Source organism: Burkholderia pyrrocinia, from assembly GCF_022809715.1.
Lineage (GTDB): Bacteria > Pseudomonadota > Gammaproteobacteria > Burkholderiales > Burkholderiaceae > Burkholderia > Burkholderia pyrrocinia_C.
Map to the genome: position 1 here is coordinate 365221 of NZ_CP094460.1, position 16610 is coordinate 381830.

The window sequence follows — 16610 nt, forward strand, 5'->3', positions numbered from 1 at the left end:
ACGCGCGGGTGCGTCGACGTCACGGCGCCGCACCGTCGCGCCTCGCCATTCCCCAGCAACGGCGACAGATCATGATCAAGAACTTCGACTACACGCTCGGCAGCGAGACGATTGCGCTTTGCGCGAGCTTCGGCGCGGGGCCGGCGTTGCGCCGCGTGCTCGTGAGCCGCGCGGATTCGATGGAGACGCTGGTGGTGCTCGACGCGCGCGGCCTGTCGGGCCTGCTGAAGGTGGCGACCGAAGAACCGGAAGGGCTGCTCGACGACGCGATCCGCAAGGTCGGCGACGAACAGCTCGTCGAGCGGGCGATCAGCGGCAGGACGATCGTCGAAACCGCGCTTTGATCGGGCGGCGCGGCGCGTGCCGGCACGCATGGCCGCACGCGCCGCATTGCGTTTCGTTTTGCGTTGCGTCGATTACGCGGCGAACCGGTCCGTCGCCGCGAGCAGCGCCTGCAGGATCCCCGGCTCGTTGTATGCGTGCCCGGCGCCGGGCACGATCTCGAACGTCGCGTCCGGCCACGCCTTCGACAGGTCCCATGCGGTGCGTGCGGGCGTCGCGATGTCGTAGCGGCCTTGCACGATCACGCCCGGAATGCCGGCAAGGCGATGCGCATCGCGCAGCAACTGGCCTTCTTCGACGAAGCCCTTGTTGACGAAGTAGTGGTTTTCGATCCGCGCGAACGCGAGCGCATAGTGGCCGTCCGCGAAGTGCTCGGCGAGCGCCGGATCGGGCAGCAGCGTGATCGTGCGGCCTTCCCAGATGCTCCATGCGCGCGCGGCTTCGAGCTTCGCGGCTTCGTCGTCGCCCGTCAGCCGGCGATGGTAGGCGGCCATCAGGTCGCCGCGCTCGGCCTCCGGAATCGGTGCAACGAAGGCTTCCCACAGGTCGGGGAACAGCCACGACGCGCCTTCCTGGTAGTACCACAGCAATTCCGCGCGACGCATCGTGAAGATGCCGCGCACGATCAGCGCGCTCACGCGTTCGGGGTGCGTTTCCGCGTACGCGAGCGACAGCGCGCTGCCCCACGAGCCGCCGAATACGAGCCATTGCTCGGCGCCGACCATCTCGCGCAGGCGTTCGATGTCGGCGACCAGATGCCACGTCGTGTTGTTCTCGAGGCTCGCATGCGGCGTCGAGCGCCCGCAGCCGCGCTGGTCGAACAGCAGGATGTCGTAGCGTTCCGGATCGAACAAGCGGCGATGGTCGGGGCTGCAGCCCGCGCCGGGGCCGCCGTGCAGGAACACGGCGGGCTTGCCGGCCGGGTTGCCGCAGCGCTCCCAGTAGATGCGATGGCCGTCGCCGGTGTCGAGGTGGCCGTGGGCGTAGGGTTCGATCGGTGGGTACACAGGCAGGCTCCGGGTGAGGGTCGACAGGAGGCGGACGAGGCGCGGGCCGGTGTGCGGGCGGGGCACGGTACGGGGGTATTGCGGCGCCGCAAAAACTCGTTGCGTGGGCATCGGACCGGCCGCCGCCGGACAAGGCTTGTCATTATGCCCATTTGCCGTCGCGGACGTCGGCTCGCCAGACGGCGCGCCATCGCCGGTGTCCGCTCCGGGATTTTTGAAGTAATTTCATTCCGATATTTTTCATACAAAATCCCGGCGGCATATCGGTGCGCCGAATCGGGGCGCCGGTCTATCTCCTGCTCCTTTACCGTGCCAACGGGAACCAGCCGATGAACCATCGCGTCACGCAGTTGACCGGGTTGCGCGCCGTCGCGGTGTCGATGGTTGTTATCGGACACGCCGAGCACATGCTGCCGGGCGGCTACACGGGCTGGTACACGCCGTTGCGGCTGATCGCCGACGGCCGGCTCGGCGTGCTGATCTTCTTCGTCCTCAGCGGTTTCCTGATCACCAACGTGCTGCGCGCCGAGTTCGCGCGCACGGGCGGCATCGCGCTGACGTCGTTCTACGTGCGCCGCGCGCTGCGGATCTGGCCGGCCTGCTACGTCTATCTCGCGGCGGTCGCGATCGTGGCCTTCGCCGGCTGGTTCGACGTCGATCGCCGGCAGTGGCTGTATGCCGCGCTGCACCTGTGGAATTACTCGGCGTGGTTCGGGCTGACCGGCGACAACGCGCTGCATCCGGATGGCGCGTGGTATCTCGGCCATTTCTGGTCGCTCGCGCTCGAGGAGCAGTTCTACTGGTTCTGGCCGCTGCTGTTCGTGTACGGCGCCCGCCGCGGCGGCACGCGCTGGCTGGCCGCGCTGATCCTGATCGTGCCGCTGGTGCGCACCGTCACGTATTTCGCTGCGCCGGCGCTGCGCGGGCAACTCGGGATGATGCTCCACACGGGCGTCGATTCGATCCTGATCGGCTGCTATGCGTCGCTCAACCGCGAACGGCTCGAAGCGTGGATCCGCTCGTGGCGCGGCGAGACGCAGATCGTGACGGCGATCGTCTTCATCGTGCTGCTCGGCATGCCGCTCGCCGAACATCGGCTCGGCGGCTTCTGGAACGCGACGTACGGCGTGACGCTCGAAGCCGCGCTGATCGCGATCGTGATCGTCGTGCTGAATTTCCGCAGCGAGTTCTGGTGCGCGCGCTGGCTGCGCGCGCGGCCCGTCGTGTTCATCGGCACGATCTCGTTCAGCCTTTATCTGTGGCAGCAGCCGTTCGCGAATCCGGATCTGCCGGTCGCGCATGCGTTTCCGCTCGGCATCGTGTGGGCGCTGCTGGCCGCGACGGCTAGTTATTTTCTCGTCGAGAAGCCGTTCCAGCGGTTGAAGGATCGGTATATGGCGCGTGAGGCGCGAGGTGTGCGCGACGACGCACTGCGGATGCCGGCGCCGACCGATGCGATCGGGCCGAAGGTGGTGGAGTAGGCCGACGGCGAGCAAACGGGCAGGGCAGTGCGATGCGATCGCAGCGTCACTTCATCGCCGAAGGCGGATACCAGAAGGTTCGGAACATGTCGATGCCATACGACTTGCCGTCGTAATGCACGACCGTACGCGCCGTTCGCTTTCCCGTGTCCGAATATTCGCCGTCCTTGCGCTGCGTCTTCGTGATGCGGGCCGTGATCGACAAGTCCGCGAAGCCGTGGCTCGACGTTTTCTCGACGGCGATCGTCATGCGTGCGTCCTCGCTGCGCGCATCGCCGACGCCGGCGCCGCAGGCCGTGCCTTCGCTGCTGACCCAGCCGTAGAGGTTGGTGCCGAACACCGGGCGGATGCGGTTGCCTTCGCGTACCCACAGCGTCAGTTCTTCGCTGGCAGCGGCATCGGGGCAACTCGGCCCACGCGCGCTGCTCGTGAACACGACACCGAACGCACGCACGTCGGGCGACAGCCGGTACGGTGCGGTGTCGATGCGATAGCTGCTTGCGTCGATCTCCGTCGCTGCATCTTCCTGAACCACCGACCGCTCGGCCGCGACGACCTTGCCGCCCTCGACGAGCGCGACGACCTGCAGCTTGCTGTTTTCGTTCGGGTCCTTGCTTTTAGGCAGCGAATCGAACGCGACGGCCGCGATCGTCGTGCCCGGTGCGTTCGGCATGACCTTGCACGCCGACGCGACGACGAGCCGGTCAGCGTCGCGCGTGGCGATGCGTGCGCTTGCGATGCCGGCCCAGCGGGCGATGGTCGTGACGGTATCGTCGCCGCACGTTTGGTTGTCGGCGGCGTGAACGACGGGCGCGGCGGCGAGCGCCAATAAAGGAACGAAGCGACGGATTTTCATGGTCTCGATGGGGAAAGGGGTTCTTCGAAGATTTTCTGAGGGCGCGGGGTAGAGCGTCGGTGTTCGGCCATGAAGCGACATTGAAGGTGACGCCGGATCCGATGTTCGTAGGTCCGTTCCCTGCGAAAAAGTGGCCGGTACATGAGTCCGCGTAGCCCGAGTTTCCTGCTACTGCTATGCCGGCAGAAGACCAGCAACGCGATAGCTTTCAATTAGCCCGTCATAGAGCGAAATATCCGAGCGACTCCTGGCAATGAGCTGAGCGCCGGCGATGGCTGCGAAGATGGCGCGAGCACGTCGCTCGCTATCCTCGGCGCTGACCACGGCCGCGGCGGACAGCACCCGGCTCAGCCACGCAACATTCACGTCGGCAAAGGTCTGGACCTCTTTCGTCACCGATTCCGGCAGGTCATCGGATTCCGCGGCCATGAAGCTGCAGAGGCACATGCGATTGCCACTCTCAAGCGCCTTGCGAAACGTATCGGGATAGTGGCGCAGGCAGTCGATCGGATCCGCGGATTCGGCCAAAAGCGCATCCAGGGTAGCTGCCGAGTTTTCCCAATAACGCCTTGCCACCGCTGCGCCGAGATCGGCCTTGCTTGCGAAGTGATGGTAGATGCTCGCAGCCTTGATGCCGACATCCTCAGCGAGATCACGATAATTCAAGCCGCTGTAGCCGTGCGCCTGCGCAATCTTTGTGGCAGCCACCAGGATTCGCTCCCTGGAGTTCAAGCCTGAGTCGTTCTTCACTACTACCGCCTCCGCAAACTGGAATGACTGTTGACACAGGGGAGTATAGCCTCTACCGTAAACCTAACGAACGTTAGGTAGCCGTCGTGGGCAATACGTCCCCATATTGTCCGATTCCATGTAACAGAGTGCACAGCGAGGCAAGCATGACTTCCAGAACCATTAATTTTGACGTGACCACGCTTCCGATCATGACGATTTACGATTTCCCCGAAGGGCCTTATCCGACACGCGTCCGTATCGCCCTGGCCGAGAAAAATCTGCAATCGCGCGTCGAGTTCGTGATGGTCGATCTTTACAAGGGGGAGCACAAAAGGCCCGAGTTCATCGCCGAGAAAAACTACTCGGGCACGCTGCCGGTCCTCGAACTCGACGACGGAACCTGCATCGCCGAATGCACCGCCATTACCGAATACCTCGATACGCTCGATGGCGCACCCACGCTGACCGGCAGGACAGCGCTCGAAAAGGGCGTGATCCACATGATGAGCAAGCGCGCCGAGCTGGAGGTGCTCGATGCCATCAGTGTCTATTTCCACCATGCCACGCCAGGGCTTGGGCCCAACGTCGAGCTCTATCAGAACGCCGAATGGGGGTTTCGTCAGCGCGACAAAGCCCTGAGGGGCATGCGCTACTTCAATGGCGTTCTGAAAAAGCAGCTGTTTGTCGCCGGGGATGCTTTCTCGATGGCCGACATCACCCTGATTGGCGGCCTGGTCTTTGCGTCGATCGTGAAGCTGCCCGTGCCTGCAGAATGCGAAGCCCTTCTTGCCTGGTACACGAGAATGCGGGAACGCCCGAGCGTCAAGAACCAGCCGGCGTTCGCCTGAAATCGCAGCCGTGGCCGACCGTCATCAATGATGGATCTTTGGTTGCAAAGCCAAGGCGACCGGCCTGCTCGACTTCGACGACTGGTCTGCGCAATCGATGCAGGATGGCCGGACGACGCCAGCGCTTCATCAAGCCGCAGACCGTGTTGAAAATCCGCGAAAAACAAAAAAGGCCCTCACGGGCCTTAGGTCGACGAGAAAAGTCAGCCGCTTACCGCGTCAACTCGGTAAACCCATCCAGCAACCGATCGACATCAGCCGCTTCGATCGCGCCCATCGTCGAGATCCGGAACAGTTCCTTCGACAGCCCGCCTTGCCCCGCATAAATCACGAAGCCGCGCGCCTTCAGGCCGTCATGCAGCGTCTCGTACGTGACGCCCTGCGGCAGCCGGTACGCGCGCAGCACGACCGACGACGCCCCCTCCGGCAGCACCAGCGGCATCCCGCGCGCGGCCAGCCCGGCCTGCACCCGGTCGGCGAGCGCCTTGTAATGCGCATGGCGCGCACGCCAGCCGCCGGCTTCGTCGAATTCGCGCAGCGCCTCGACGAGCGCGTAGTACGCGTGCACGGACGGCGTGAACGGCGTGTTGCGCTGGTCCTGCAGTTTCGCGAGACGGCCGAGGTCGAGGTAGTACGTGCGGCTCGCCGCCTTCGCGAGCGCGCTGCGGCGCACGATCACGAACGCCGCGCCCGGCACGCCGTGCAGGCACTTGTTCGCAGTCGCGGCAACCGCGTCGATGTCGCCGCCGGCGAAGTCGATCGCTTCCGCGCCGAAGCTGCTGACGCCGTCGACGAGCAGTTTCACGCCGCGCGAACGACATACATCGGCGATCGCGCCGAGGTCGTTCAGGCGGCCCGTCGTCGTTTCGTGATGGATCACCGCGACGTGCGAATAGCCGCCCGCGTCGAGGCGCGCGGCGATCTGCGCGAGATCGGGCGCCTGCATCCATTCATGCTTCAGCACGTCGTGCGCGATCCCGTACTGCGTCGCGATCTGCGCGATCCGCTCGCCGTACACGCCGTTCTCGATCACGAGCAGCTTGCCATCCTGCGGCACGAGCGCCGCGATCATGCTTTCGACGGCGGCCGTGCCGGAACCCGTCATCAACACGGCCGCCCATTCGGCCGGATCGAGTTCGTAGGCGGCGACGAGGCGCGCGCGCGCTTCGTCCTGCAGATCGAAGAATTCGCTTTCGCGGTGGCACAGGTCGGGTTGCAGCAGGCTGCGGCGCACGCGTTCGGTGAGCGTTACCGGGCCGGGGTTCAGCAGCAGCATCAAAGGGCTCCTTCAGCGTGGGCTTCGGCCTGCGCGGCGCCGATGTGCCGCATCAGACGAGTCTTGACCTCGACCGGCGTGACGGTCGGGCGGGGCAGGCCGTCGGGCACGCCGGTGCGGATCGCGAGACGAACGAACTGCACCCCGTCGCCCGGCGCAGCCAGCGTCGCATCGAGCACGTCGAGCGTGTCGCCTTCGACCGCTGACGCGTAGCCGCATGCGGCTGCGACGCCCGCGAACGACACATGCTGCGACACGGTCGCCTGGCCGCCCGTCGATTCGTGCGCACCGTTGTCGAGCAGCACGTGCGTGAGGTTGGCCGGGCCGTAGGTGCCGAGCGTCGCGAACACGCCCATGCGCATCAGCGCCGCGCCGTCGCCGTCGACGGCCACCACGCGCAGGTCGGGGCGCGCGAGCGCGAGGCCGAGCGCGAGCGGCGTCACGCAGCCCATCGAGCCGACCATGTACAGCTGATTCTCGCGATCGTCGATCGCGTAGAGTTCGCGGCCGCAGAAGCCGGTCGATGCGAGCACGACGGTCGAGTCGACCGGCGTGTGCGCGATCACGCGCTGCAGCGCGTCGTGACGGGTCGGCCATGTGTCGGCCGACGCGGCATGCGACGACGCTTGCGCGGCGACATGCGCGCGCGGCTTCGCCGCCGGGTTCGCCTTCAGTTCATACGGCGCGACGCTGCCTTTCTGCATCACGAGCGCGTACGGGCGGCCCGTCGCGTCCATGTGCGCGATCGCGCGGTCGAGCGCCGGGCCGACCTGTTCGGGGTCGGTCGGGAACGTCTCCCACGGGATCTCCATCGTGTCGAGCATCGCGGGCGTGATCGGGCCCATCAGCGCGTGCTGCGGCTCGTCGGCGACGCCAGGCTGGCCGCGCCACGTGACGATCAGCAGTTGCGGCAGGCGGAACGTCCAGGTCAGCGACGTCAGCGGGCTCACCGCGTTGCCGAGCCCCGAGTTCTGCATCATCGCGATCCCGCGCTTGCCGCCGAGCGTCGCGCCCGCGATCAGCGCGACCGCGTCGCCTTCGTTCGCGGCCGACACGTAGTGCAGCGTCGGGTCCTGCAGCACGTAATTGATGAACGGCGTCAGGTACGAGCAGGGCACGCCCGCGTACCAGTCGAAACCGCGTTCGCGCGCGGCCTCGACGAACTGGGCCGCTTCGATCATTGCGCGCCCCCGTTGCCGGCGCCCGGTTCGGACAGCGGCGTCTGGCCGTGCGCGAAGTCGCCCGCGCGGCGGAAGTCTTCGAGATCGTTGACGCCGCGCCAGTGGCCGTGCACGTACTGCACCTCGATCTTCTCGCCGGCGGCGATCAGTTCGTTGAGGAGCATCGGGATGTCGAGCGTGTCGAAATCGTCGCGCGCCTGCAGCGTCGCGAGCATCGCCTTCAGACGATCGACGCCGGCGCCGCGCACGTTCAGCAGGCCGATCCAGCGGCCGTGCGGCGTGCCTGCGGCGACGTCGCTCGATACACGTTGCAGATAAGTCTTCTGGCCGAACAGGCCGCGATCGTCCGCAGCCGAGCAGAGCGCGAAGTCGCGCACGCTCTGGTTGGTCGGCTCCGTCAGCGACGAATCGACGACGACGCTGAATTCGGCCTCGCTTTCGGCGAGGTCGCGCAGGATGTAGCTGCGGAACAGCAGGTCGCCGTACGAGATCACGGTGTCGCCGGTCAGGCGTTCCGTCGCGCACGCGAGCGACGCGAGCTCGCCCGTCTGCGCATGGCGCTCGTTGACGACGAGCTTGATGCCCGACGTGTCGATCGCGTCGGCGCGATAGCCGCCGACCACGGTGATGTCGTTCACGCCTTGCTTCTTGAAGCCGTCGACGAGCCAGCGCAGCAGCGGCTTGCCGGCGACCGGCAGCATGACCTTGGGCTTGTCTTCGGTGACGGCTTCGAGCCCCTTGCCGCGGCTCGCGGCGAGCACGACCGCCGCATTCGACGCGCGCGACGACGACGACAGGTAGATGCGCTCGGCTGCCGAGTATTCGTCGGCGTCCTGCAGGCGGAAGATCTCGTTGACCGACGCGACGCGATCTTCGACGTTGATCAGCGTTTCGTTCTCGTGGATCTCGCGCGCGACGGCCTGCATCGCGGAAGCCGATGCGCGGATCAGGTGGTTCGCCCAGATCACGGTGCTGATGCCGGCCTGGCGGAACACGTCGGTCGGCGTGCTGTAGTACTTGGTCGGCACGATCACGAGCGGCGCCTTGCCGCTCCATTCGCGCGCGAACTGCAGGATCTCGTCCGGGCGCGACAGCTTGCTGTGGATCAGGATCGCGTCGGCGCCGGCTTCCGCATACGCGTTCGCGCGGCGCAGCGCCTCGTCCATCCCCCAGCCCGCGATCAGTGCCTCGACGCGCGCGACGATCGAGAAGTCCGGATCGGTCTGCGAATCCTTGCCGGCCTTGATCTTGCCGCAGAACTCGTCGATCTCGGCGAGCGGCTGGCGCTCGCCGTCGATGAAGCTGTTCGTTTTCGGGAACTGCTTGTCCTCGATGCAGACGCCGGCGATGCCGCGCTGTTCGAGCTTCCTCACGAGGCGGCGCACGTTGTTGAAGTTGCCGTAGCCGGTGTCGCCGTCGAGCAGGATCGGCAGGTCGCTTGCGTCGGCCATGAATTCGAGCACGTCGACGACCTGGGTCCAGCTGGCCTCGTTGTTGTCGCGCACGCCGAACTGCGCGGAGATCGCGAGGCCCGATGCCCAGATCCCCTTGAAGCCGGCCTCGCGGACGATCCGCGCCGACAGGCCGTTGTGTGCTTCCATCAGGAATTCGAGGTCGCTGCTGACGAGCATGCGGCGCAGGCGCGCGCTGCGCGATTCGGTGAAGTTGGGTTCGCGTGCGTTCATCGTGCGGCTCCTGCGGTGGTGCGTTGAATCAGGGGGAGGATTTCTTGGGTGGCGCGTGCGACGTCGTTCGGGAAGTCGATCTCGATCCACGGCGAGCCGGTGACGTCGGCGACGTCGAACGAATGGCCGCCTTCGAGCAGCAGGTCGCGCACGGCTTCTTCGTGCGGCATGTTCGCGCGGCCGCTGTCGACGTAACCCGCGACGATCGTCGCGAGGCGGCGCGCGGTGCCTTCGGTGAAGCGGAAGAAGCCGACCGATTCGCCGATCGTGTCGTAGTCGAGGTCGACCGCGAGCTGCTTGCGCAGCTCGACCGGCACGCCGTTCTTCACGCACAGCTTGACGGGTTCGTCGCCGGCCTCGAAGTCGCGGTCGATCAGCAGGCGATCGACCGCCTTGTCGGGATCGGCGACCAGCGCGTGCAGGATGTTCTCGTCATACAGCACGTCGGCGTCCATCAGCAGCACGTCGCCGCCGCGCGTCATCGCATCGGCGACGGTATGCACGGTCAGCACGCTGCCGAGGTCGTAGCGCTCGTTCAGCACGATCTCGGCCTGACGGCCGAGGCGCTTCAATTCCTGCTCGACCTTCCCGGCCTGGAAGCCGAGCCCGAGCACGATCTCGTCGACGCCCACGGCGTCGAGCACACGCAGATGGCGCTCGAGCAGCGAAACGTCGTCGAAGCGCAGCAGGCACTTCGGGAACTGCGCCTCGGGCGGTTGTTGCAGGCGCAAGCCGAGGCCTGCCGCAAGAATGATGGCTCGCATGGGTTCTCCAACCAAAAAGCCGGCGGATCTGAACGATCAGTCGGCGAGCGGCTGCGGCGCACGGCGCCGCTGCCAGTTTCTTTCACTGAAATGCAGATAGAGCAGGCCGGGCAGGCCGAGCGCGAGTTCGCGCGCGCGCTTCGCGAGCGACAGCGCGAGCGCCGCGTCGGGCGGCAGTCCGACCAGCGGCGCGAGCAGCAGGTAACCGCCTTCCTGCGCGCCGAGCGAGCCCGGGATCGCGAAGGCCGCGCCGCGGATCGCCTGGCCGACGCTTTCGAGCAGCAGCGCGTCGAGCCAGCTCACCGGGTGCCCGAGGAAGTGCAGCGCGAGCCACACTTCCGCGGTGCCGACGATCCAGCCGACGAGGCTCAATGCGAAGGTCTTCGCGACCCTCGCACGATCGCGGTACAGCGCACCGACCGCGTCGTCGATCGCGTCGGCGCGGGTCGCGAGCGATGACCAGTCGCGCGGGCCCAGCAGCTTCGACGCGAGGCGCAGGCCGCGGCCGAACAGCCCGCGCCGCTGCGCCACGTAGAACAGCGCGGCGAGCGCGCCGAGCACGCCGGTGGCGATCAGCGCGGGCGTGCGCAGGTGCGCGACCGATTCGTGCGTCGCATACAGGCTGAACGCGGCGATGCCGATCAGCGCGAACGCCATCTGCGCGAGCGCCTGCATCGTCGTGCCGACGGTGACGGCGGCCGCCGCGTCGGCCATCCGCGTGCCGCGCTGCGCGAGGTGGCGCACCATCAGCACGGGGCCGCCGATCTGCCCGGCGGGCAGCAGGCTGTTGACCGATTCGCCGACCCAGCGCGCGCGCAGCGCGTTGCCGAGCTCGGCGCCCGGCTGGCCGCGGCGGAACATCACGGAGATCGCGATCGCGTCGATCACGAGCGGCACGACGTGAAACGCCGCGACGAGCGCGAGGCCCCAGCCGGCCGCGAGGAACGTCGACGCGACCGCGCCGACGCCCTGCCATGCAAGGAGTGCGACGAAGAGTGCGGTCCCGAGGGACAGCAGGATCAGGCCGGCGCGTGTCATGACCCGGCCGTGCGCCGCGTGGCCAGTTGCTTGAACACCTGGCGGAAACCGAAATACGCGATCGCGTCCTTCATGTTCGAGATGAAGCGCTTCCACGGCCGCATGCCGGGGTTCGTCACGTATTCGAAAGTCAGCGACACGCGCATCTCGTTCTGGCCGAGCGGCGTGATGCGGTGGCGCAGCTTGTCGCCGTCGAACAGCACGATGCCGCCGTCGGCGATCTGCACGGAGCCCGGTTCGTCGGGCACGTCAGGGTTGCGCGTGTGCAGCTCGTAGTCGAGGCGGCACGACGATTCGTCGATCACGCCGATCAGCAGCGTGTAGCGGCGGCCGTCATAGTACGACGTGTCGTAGTGCCAGCCGATGTGGTCGCCGGGCTTCGTGTAGTAATACAGCGCGTACGCATGCGGATCGTCGTCCGGCGACAGCATCAGCTTGTCGCCCGTGAGCTTCTCGAGGAAGCCGATCAGCGCCTTCGAACGATATAGCTCGGCGATGTACGGCGCCTGCTCGTCGATCGTATGGCGGCTCACGCTGCCGCCCTGCTTGTGGCCGGGCAGGTAATTGCGGTTCAGGCCGGCCTGCATCGCGCGGGCGGCGGCCGCGAGCTTCGCGTGCGCGTCGGCCGGCAGGAAGGCGTCGAGGTACAGGAACGACCCCTGGCGCGTGTAGTCGCCGCGCAGGCGGTCGAGGTCGAGACGGCCGACGCAGTCGGCCACGGTGCGATCGGGGTCGGACGCGGCCGCGCGCGCAGGCGCGGGGCGTGCCGGGCTCAGCACGGAGTCGTCGCGCGTGCTCGGAGTCATTTGGAAGCCTGGATTTCGGTTGAATTCTGCGGGAGGTTGCCGCGCCGGACGATGCGCCACCAGTCGATCACGACCCATGCGGCGAACAGCGGGGCGCCGATCGACGCCGCGAGCAGGAACGGCTCGACGCCGTCGACGAGCGTCACGATCGGCAGCAGGTACAGCACGTCTTCGGTTTCGAAGCCGCCGGCGAATGCCTGTTTGGTGCCGGCCTTGCCGGCGATCGATTCGATCCGCATGCGCAGGAAGAAGATCAGCGCGACGGCCGCGCCGGCCACCGCGCCGAGCAGCACAGGCGACGCGGCCATCCGGCCGCCCTGGGCGACGATGCCGAGGCCCATGCTGACGAACAGCGCGATCGTCACGAGCGCATCGGCCGCGAGGTCGTAAAAGTGACCGATCTTGCTGGACTTGCCGCTGATGCGCGCGAGCTCGCCGTCGGTGTGGTCGACGAAGTTCGACAGCACGATCAGGAACGCGCCTGCGTTGCTCCAGCCGAAGCCGCCGTGCGCGAGGCACCAGGCGCCGGCGAGGCCAATCATCAGACGAAGGGTGGTGAGGTGATTCGGGGTGACCGGCGTATCGACAAGCGGTCGGACGAGCGAGCGCGCGAGCCGCGCATCCCAGGTGCGTGGCAGGGGGGGCTCGGATCGTGTGGCGGTTTTTCTTTGGTCCATCGGCGAAATATATACGGAATTGTAATTTGTTGCTTTTTATTCGATCAATGTCCTGACATACGGGAGTGTTACCGCGTCTTGCGGGGCGCGGCCAGTCGAAAACCAAGCGTGGGAAAGGGCGCGCAAACGCGGCAGCCGGGCCCGTATTCCAGTGTGGTTCGCATCGCGCGGCTGTCAAGGGCGGACGGGCCTCGAAGGCCGGTGCGGCGGTGCTTTTCGCGCATGCCGGCGGACGGCGCGCGGCGCGTGCGATCTTGACATGCGTCAGGCCGGGAATAGATGCATCGGGCGACAATTGGCCGCGCCGCATCCGTATCGACAATTGCCGATCGGCGGGCGGCAAATTGCAATGGAAATCCGCCGATAGATTCGCGAAGGTTGGCGATCGGCGACCGGTCATTCGTCCCGATGCTTTCGTGCACCTTTCGCGTGCATCCGGTTCATTGAGGCCGCCTGTCACAGAACGGTCGTTCGATACCCGGCAAATCCGGCAAGGATCTTTTGCATCCGGCGGACATTTCGCGGCGGTCGCCTCTGCGATACTCCGACCGTGCCTGTGGTGCCGGCCGCATCTTGCGGCCCCAAGGGCTTCATGTCGCTCAGGAGACACCCCCCGCGACGTCAACGACAGACCAAAGCGTCAGAAACCAGCCATGTCTTCATCACGCATCCTCGCTCCCGCCCTGCGTTCGCTCGTCCGCACCGCCGACGAAGCCGCCGCGCTGATCCGTCCCGGCATGACCGTCGCCATGAGCGGCTTCACCGGGTCGGGCTATCCGAAGGCCGTGCCGGCCGCGCTTGCCGCCCACATCGACGCGGCGCACGCGCGCGGCGAGGACTTCCGGATCAACGTGCTGACGGGCGCATCGACCGCGCCGGAACTCGACGGCGCGCTCGCCCGCACCAACGGCATCTCGATGCGCCTGCCGTACCAGTCCGACCCGACGCTGCGCGACAAGATCAACAGCGGCGAAGTCGACTACCAGGACGTCCACCTGAGCCACGTCGCGCAATACGCATGGTTCGGGCTGTACGGCGATCTCGACGTCGCGATCGTCGAAGTCGCGGGCATCCGCGAGGACGGGCTGCTGATTCCGTCCGCATCGATCGGCAACAACAAGACGTGGCTCGAACGCGCGAAGCACGTGATCCTCGAGGTCAACTCGCGCCAGCCGCTCGGCCTCGACGGGATGCACGACGTCTACTACGGCACCGCGCTGCCGCCGCATCGCAAGCCGATTCCGCTGACGAAGAGCGACGACCGGATCGGCGAGCCGTACCTGCGCTGCCCGGCCGACAAGATCGTCGCGATCGTCGAGACCGACGCGCCCGATCGCAGCAACGCGTTCTCCGCGCCGGACGAGACGTCGAAGCAGATCGCGCTGCAGCTGATCGACTTCCTGCGCCACGAAGTGAAGCGCGGCCGCCTGCCGGAGAACCTGCTGCCGCTGCAGTCGGGCGTCGGCAACATCACGAATGCGGTGCTCGCGGAACTCAGCTCGGCCGGCTTCTCGAACCTGACCGCGTACACCGAAGTGATTCAGGACGCCATGCTCGACCTGCTCGACGACGGCACGCTGAGCTTCGCGTCGGCTACCGCGCTGTCGCTGAGCCCGGCCGCCGTGCAGCGCTTCGCCGACGAGATCGCGACGTTCCGCGAGAAGATCGTGCTGCGCCCGCAGGAGATCAGCAACCATCCGGAACTCGTGCGCCGCCTCGGCTGCATCGCGATGAACGGGATGATCGAGGCCGACATCTACGGCAACGTGAACTCGACGCACGTGATGGGCACGAAGATCCAGAACGGCATCGGCGGCTCGGGCGACTTCGCGCGCAACGGCTACCTGTCGTGCTTCATGTCGGCGAGTACCGCGAAGGGCGGCGCGATCTCGCGGATCGTGCCGATGGCGAGCCACGTCGACCATACCGAGCACGACGTCGCGGTGGTCGTCACCGAGCAGGGCCTCGCGGACCTGCGCGGCCTGTCGCCGAAGCAGCGCGCGAGCAAGATCATCGCGACCTGCGCTCACCCCGATTACCGGCCGATGCTCGAGGACTACTTCGAGCGAGCGTCGCGCGAAAGCTTCGGCAAGCACACGCCGCACCTGCTCGCCGAGGCGCTGTCGTGGCACGAGCGCTACGTGCGCACGGGAACGATGAAGGCCTGACGCGGCGCGAAGCGGGCGCGTCGGATGGATGCATGGCACAGGCGCGGCGCGTCGCAGGTTTCTGCGACGGCCGGCCGAGCCGGCCCCACCCGGCATGGCTCCCGCAAAGCCGCGTGCTCAACGGGCCAGCGCCGCGAGCGTGAACGCCGCCAGATAGAGCCCCCGCGCCGATCGGCAGCAGGTCGAGCAGGACGTCCGGCGGGCTCATCGCGCATCTCCGCGGCGAACGGGGAAAGCTGCGCGATGCAGCGGAATACGAGTCGGTTTCAGCGGTTTCATGGCGGTCCACGCTTGTCTTTACGGAGTCGGGCGATTATCTTGCAACTTCAAGTTCACTTGAGGTCAAGCATGAGCCGTCTGGACATTGCGGACGTCGCGCGGCGCACGGGGTTGCCCGCGTCGACGCTGCGCTACTACGAGGAAAAGGGGCTGATCGTCCCGACCGGCCGGCACGGGCTGCGGCGGCAATACGACGAGTCGGTGCTGGAGCGCCTGGCGCTGATCGCGCTCGGCCGCGAGGCCGGTTTTTCGCTCGACGACATCCTCGCGATGGTCGGCGCGGACGGCCGGCCCGCGATCGATCGCGCGAAGCTCGACGGCAAGGCCGACGAACTCGATCGCACGATCCGCCGTCTCGGCGCCGTGCGCGATGCGCTGCGGCATGCGGCCGTGTGCCCGGCGCAGAACCATCTCGAATGCCCGTCGTTCCAGAAGCTGCTGCGCATCGCCGCGCATCGTCATCCGGCGCGCCGCACGAAGGCGGACGGCGCGTAAGCGGTTGGCTGGCGCAATGCGGCATTCGCCGTCAGCGAAGCGGCCGACGCATGACTCATCCCGCGTAATACACGCGGCACTCCATCTCGCGCCCGCGCACGATGCGCTTGCCGACGAGCGAGCCGAACGTTTCGGTGAAGACGGTGCGCTGGTGTTCGCGCTGCACGGCATCGTAGAAGTAGAGCGAAACCCAGTCCATCGTGTGGCCGGATTCCGGCGTGCGCGCGGCGGCATGCTGGCACAGCGCCGTGAAATGCCAGCCGCCTTTCGTCATGTGCATCACGGGCGGCGGCACATAGTCGTCCGCGTTCAGGCGCCGGTGCACGAGCATCGGCAGCACGCCGGCGGCGGCCTTGTGGCGGTACTGGCGATCGATGTAGAGCAGCAGCTCGACGGGCGGCTCAGTGCCGGGGCCGGCGTCTTGCATGTGACCCTGCCAGCGCCGGCGGCGGCTCAGCACGTCGTCGAGCGCGGTGCGGATGCCGACCGCGCGCCGTGGGCCGACGCCCGCGATCGTTTCGAGCTGGCCGTTGCGGGCCGCGCGTTCGAGCTCCTCGAGCGTGTCGATGTGCAGTGCGTCGTGAATGCGCAGCGCGAGCGCGTGGCCGATGCCCGGCACGGCCTCGAATGCGGATATCCGCTCGGTATCGCCGCGCAGCCGGTCGAGCTGGCGCCAGCGTCCCGTCACCAGCAGTTCGGCGATCGCCTGCGCGACGCCGGTGCCGATGTCGGGCAGCGCGCCCAGCGCGTCGACGCCACCGGCTTCGAACAAGGTGCGGATGTTGCGGTCGAGCGCATCGATCGTAGCGGCCGACGCGCGGTACGCAGCGACCCGGTACGGGTTCGCGCCCTGATCGGCGAGCCACTGCGCGGCCTCGCGCAGGCATGCCGCGATGTGCCGGTTTTCCTCGTACGTTTGGCTGGCGGTCGACTGCATGGCGAGGGACCCGGGGAAGCGCAAACGGAATGGACGCG

General features: G+C 67.0%; 16 protein-coding genes. 5 read left to right on the forward strand and 11 right to left on the reverse strand.

Annotation, left to right across the window (positions count from 1 at the left end; genetic code table 11):
- Positions 1-71 precede the first annotated feature (71 nt).
- A complete protein-coding gene (locus MRS60_RS18505; RefSeq protein WP_034179800.1) occupies positions 72-344 on the forward strand; it encodes a hypothetical protein in 273 nt (90 codons plus the stop codon).
- Positions 345-416: 72 nt separating this feature from the next.
- Here the strand turns inward: MRS60_RS18505 and pip are convergent, their stop codons facing one another.
- Positions 417-1349, reverse strand: a complete 933-nt coding sequence (gene pip, locus MRS60_RS18510) for a prolyl aminopeptidase (RefSeq protein ID WP_105391278.1) — start codon at positions 1347-1349, stop codon at positions 417-419.
- Between the two features lie 329 nt (positions 1350-1678).
- Between pip and MRS60_RS18515 the strand changes: the two genes are divergently transcribed.
- On the forward strand, positions 1679-2830 hold the full coding sequence (locus tag MRS60_RS18515) for an acyltransferase family protein (protein ID WP_243566362.1): 1152 nt from the start codon (positions 1679-1681) through the stop codon (positions 2828-2830).
- A gap of 46 nt (positions 2831-2876) precedes the next feature.
- Here the strand turns inward: MRS60_RS18515 and MRS60_RS18520 are convergent, their stop codons facing one another.
- Both MRS60_RS18520 and MRS60_RS18525 read right to left on the reverse strand, forming a co-directional pair.
- Positions 2877-3686 carry a multidrug ABC transporter ATPase gene (locus tag MRS60_RS18520; RefSeq protein WP_243566363.1) on the reverse strand — a complete coding sequence of 270 codons (810 nt, stop codon included), beginning with the start codon at positions 3684-3686 and terminating at the stop codon, positions 2877-2879.
- Positions 3687-3860: 174 nt separating this feature from the next.
- On the reverse strand, positions 3861-4436 hold the full coding sequence (locus MRS60_RS18525) for a TetR/AcrR family transcriptional regulator (RefSeq protein ID WP_034179797.1): 576 nt from the start codon (positions 4434-4436) through the stop codon (positions 3861-3863).
- Positions 4437-4582: 146 nt separating this feature from the next.
- Between MRS60_RS18525 and MRS60_RS18530 the strand changes: the two genes are divergently transcribed.
- Positions 4583-5266 (forward strand): glutathione S-transferase, encoded by a 684-nt coding sequence (locus tag MRS60_RS18530; protein WP_131948682.1) that lies wholly within the window; start codon positions 4583-4585, stop codon positions 5264-5266.
- 211 nt (positions 5267-5477) lie between these two features.
- Here the strand turns inward: MRS60_RS18530 and MRS60_RS18535 are convergent, their stop codons facing one another.
- From MRS60_RS18535 to MRS60_RS18565, 7 genes are read right to left on the reverse strand one after another with little or no spacing between them, the layout of a single operon-like run.
- Positions 5478-6542 carry a 2-aminoethylphosphonate aminotransferase gene (locus MRS60_RS18535; RefSeq protein WP_131948683.1) on the reverse strand — a complete coding sequence of 355 codons (1065 nt, stop codon included), beginning with the start codon at positions 6540-6542 and terminating at the stop codon, positions 5478-5480.
- Entirely contained in the window at positions 6542-7723 is a 1182-nt protein-coding gene (aepY, locus tag MRS60_RS18540) for a phosphonopyruvate decarboxylase (RefSeq protein WP_243566364.1), read from the reverse strand. Before aepY ends, MRS60_RS18535 begins: the two co-directional genes overlap by 1 nt.
- Positions 7720-9408 (reverse strand): phosphoenolpyruvate mutase, encoded by a 1689-nt coding sequence (gene aepX / locus MRS60_RS18545; RefSeq protein ID WP_105391273.1) that lies wholly within the window; start codon positions 9406-9408, stop codon positions 7720-7722. Before aepX ends, aepY begins: the two co-directional genes overlap by 4 nt.
- A complete protein-coding gene (locus MRS60_RS18550; protein ID WP_034179792.1) occupies positions 9405-10172 on the reverse strand; it encodes an NTP transferase domain-containing protein in 768 nt (255 codons plus the stop codon). The genes aepX and MRS60_RS18550 overlap by 4 nt, the downstream gene beginning before the upstream one ends.
- A gap of 36 nt (positions 10173-10208) precedes the next feature.
- A complete protein-coding gene (locus tag MRS60_RS18555; protein ID WP_105391271.1) occupies positions 10209-11210 on the reverse strand; it encodes an HpnL family protein in 1002 nt (333 codons plus the stop codon).
- Positions 11207-12016 carry a HalD/BesD family halogenase gene (locus MRS60_RS18560; RefSeq protein ID WP_034179790.1) on the reverse strand — a complete coding sequence of 270 codons (810 nt, stop codon included), beginning with the start codon at positions 12014-12016 and terminating at the stop codon, positions 11207-11209. The genes MRS60_RS18555 and MRS60_RS18560 overlap by 4 nt, the downstream gene beginning before the upstream one ends.
- Complete coding sequence (locus MRS60_RS18565; protein WP_243566365.1) at positions 12013-12693, reverse strand: CDP-alcohol phosphatidyltransferase family protein; 681 nt, start codon at positions 12691-12693, stop codon at positions 12013-12015. Before MRS60_RS18565 ends, MRS60_RS18560 begins: the two co-directional genes overlap by 4 nt.
- 653 nt (positions 12694-13346) lie before the next feature.
- Between MRS60_RS18565 and MRS60_RS18570 the strand changes: the two genes are divergently transcribed.
- Together MRS60_RS18570 and MRS60_RS18575 are read left to right on the forward strand one after the other, a co-directional pair.
- Entirely contained in the window at positions 13347-14861 is a 1515-nt protein-coding gene (locus MRS60_RS18570; protein ID WP_243566366.1) for an acetyl-CoA hydrolase/transferase family protein, read from the forward strand.
- A 348-nt stretch (positions 14862-15209) separates the two neighbouring features.
- Positions 15210-15635: a helix-turn-helix domain-containing protein gene (locus MRS60_RS18575; RefSeq protein ID WP_034179787.1), complete on the forward strand. Its 426-nt coding sequence runs from the start codon at positions 15210-15212 to the stop codon at positions 15633-15635.
- A 55-nt stretch (positions 15636-15690) separates the two neighbouring features.
- On the opposite strand, the gene MRS60_RS18580 is transcribed toward MRS60_RS18575, so the two are convergent.
- Positions 15691-16572 (reverse strand): helix-hairpin-helix domain-containing protein, encoded by an 882-nt coding sequence (locus MRS60_RS18580; protein WP_034179786.1) that lies wholly within the window; start codon positions 16570-16572, stop codon positions 15691-15693.
- Positions 16573-16610 lie beyond the last annotated feature (38 nt).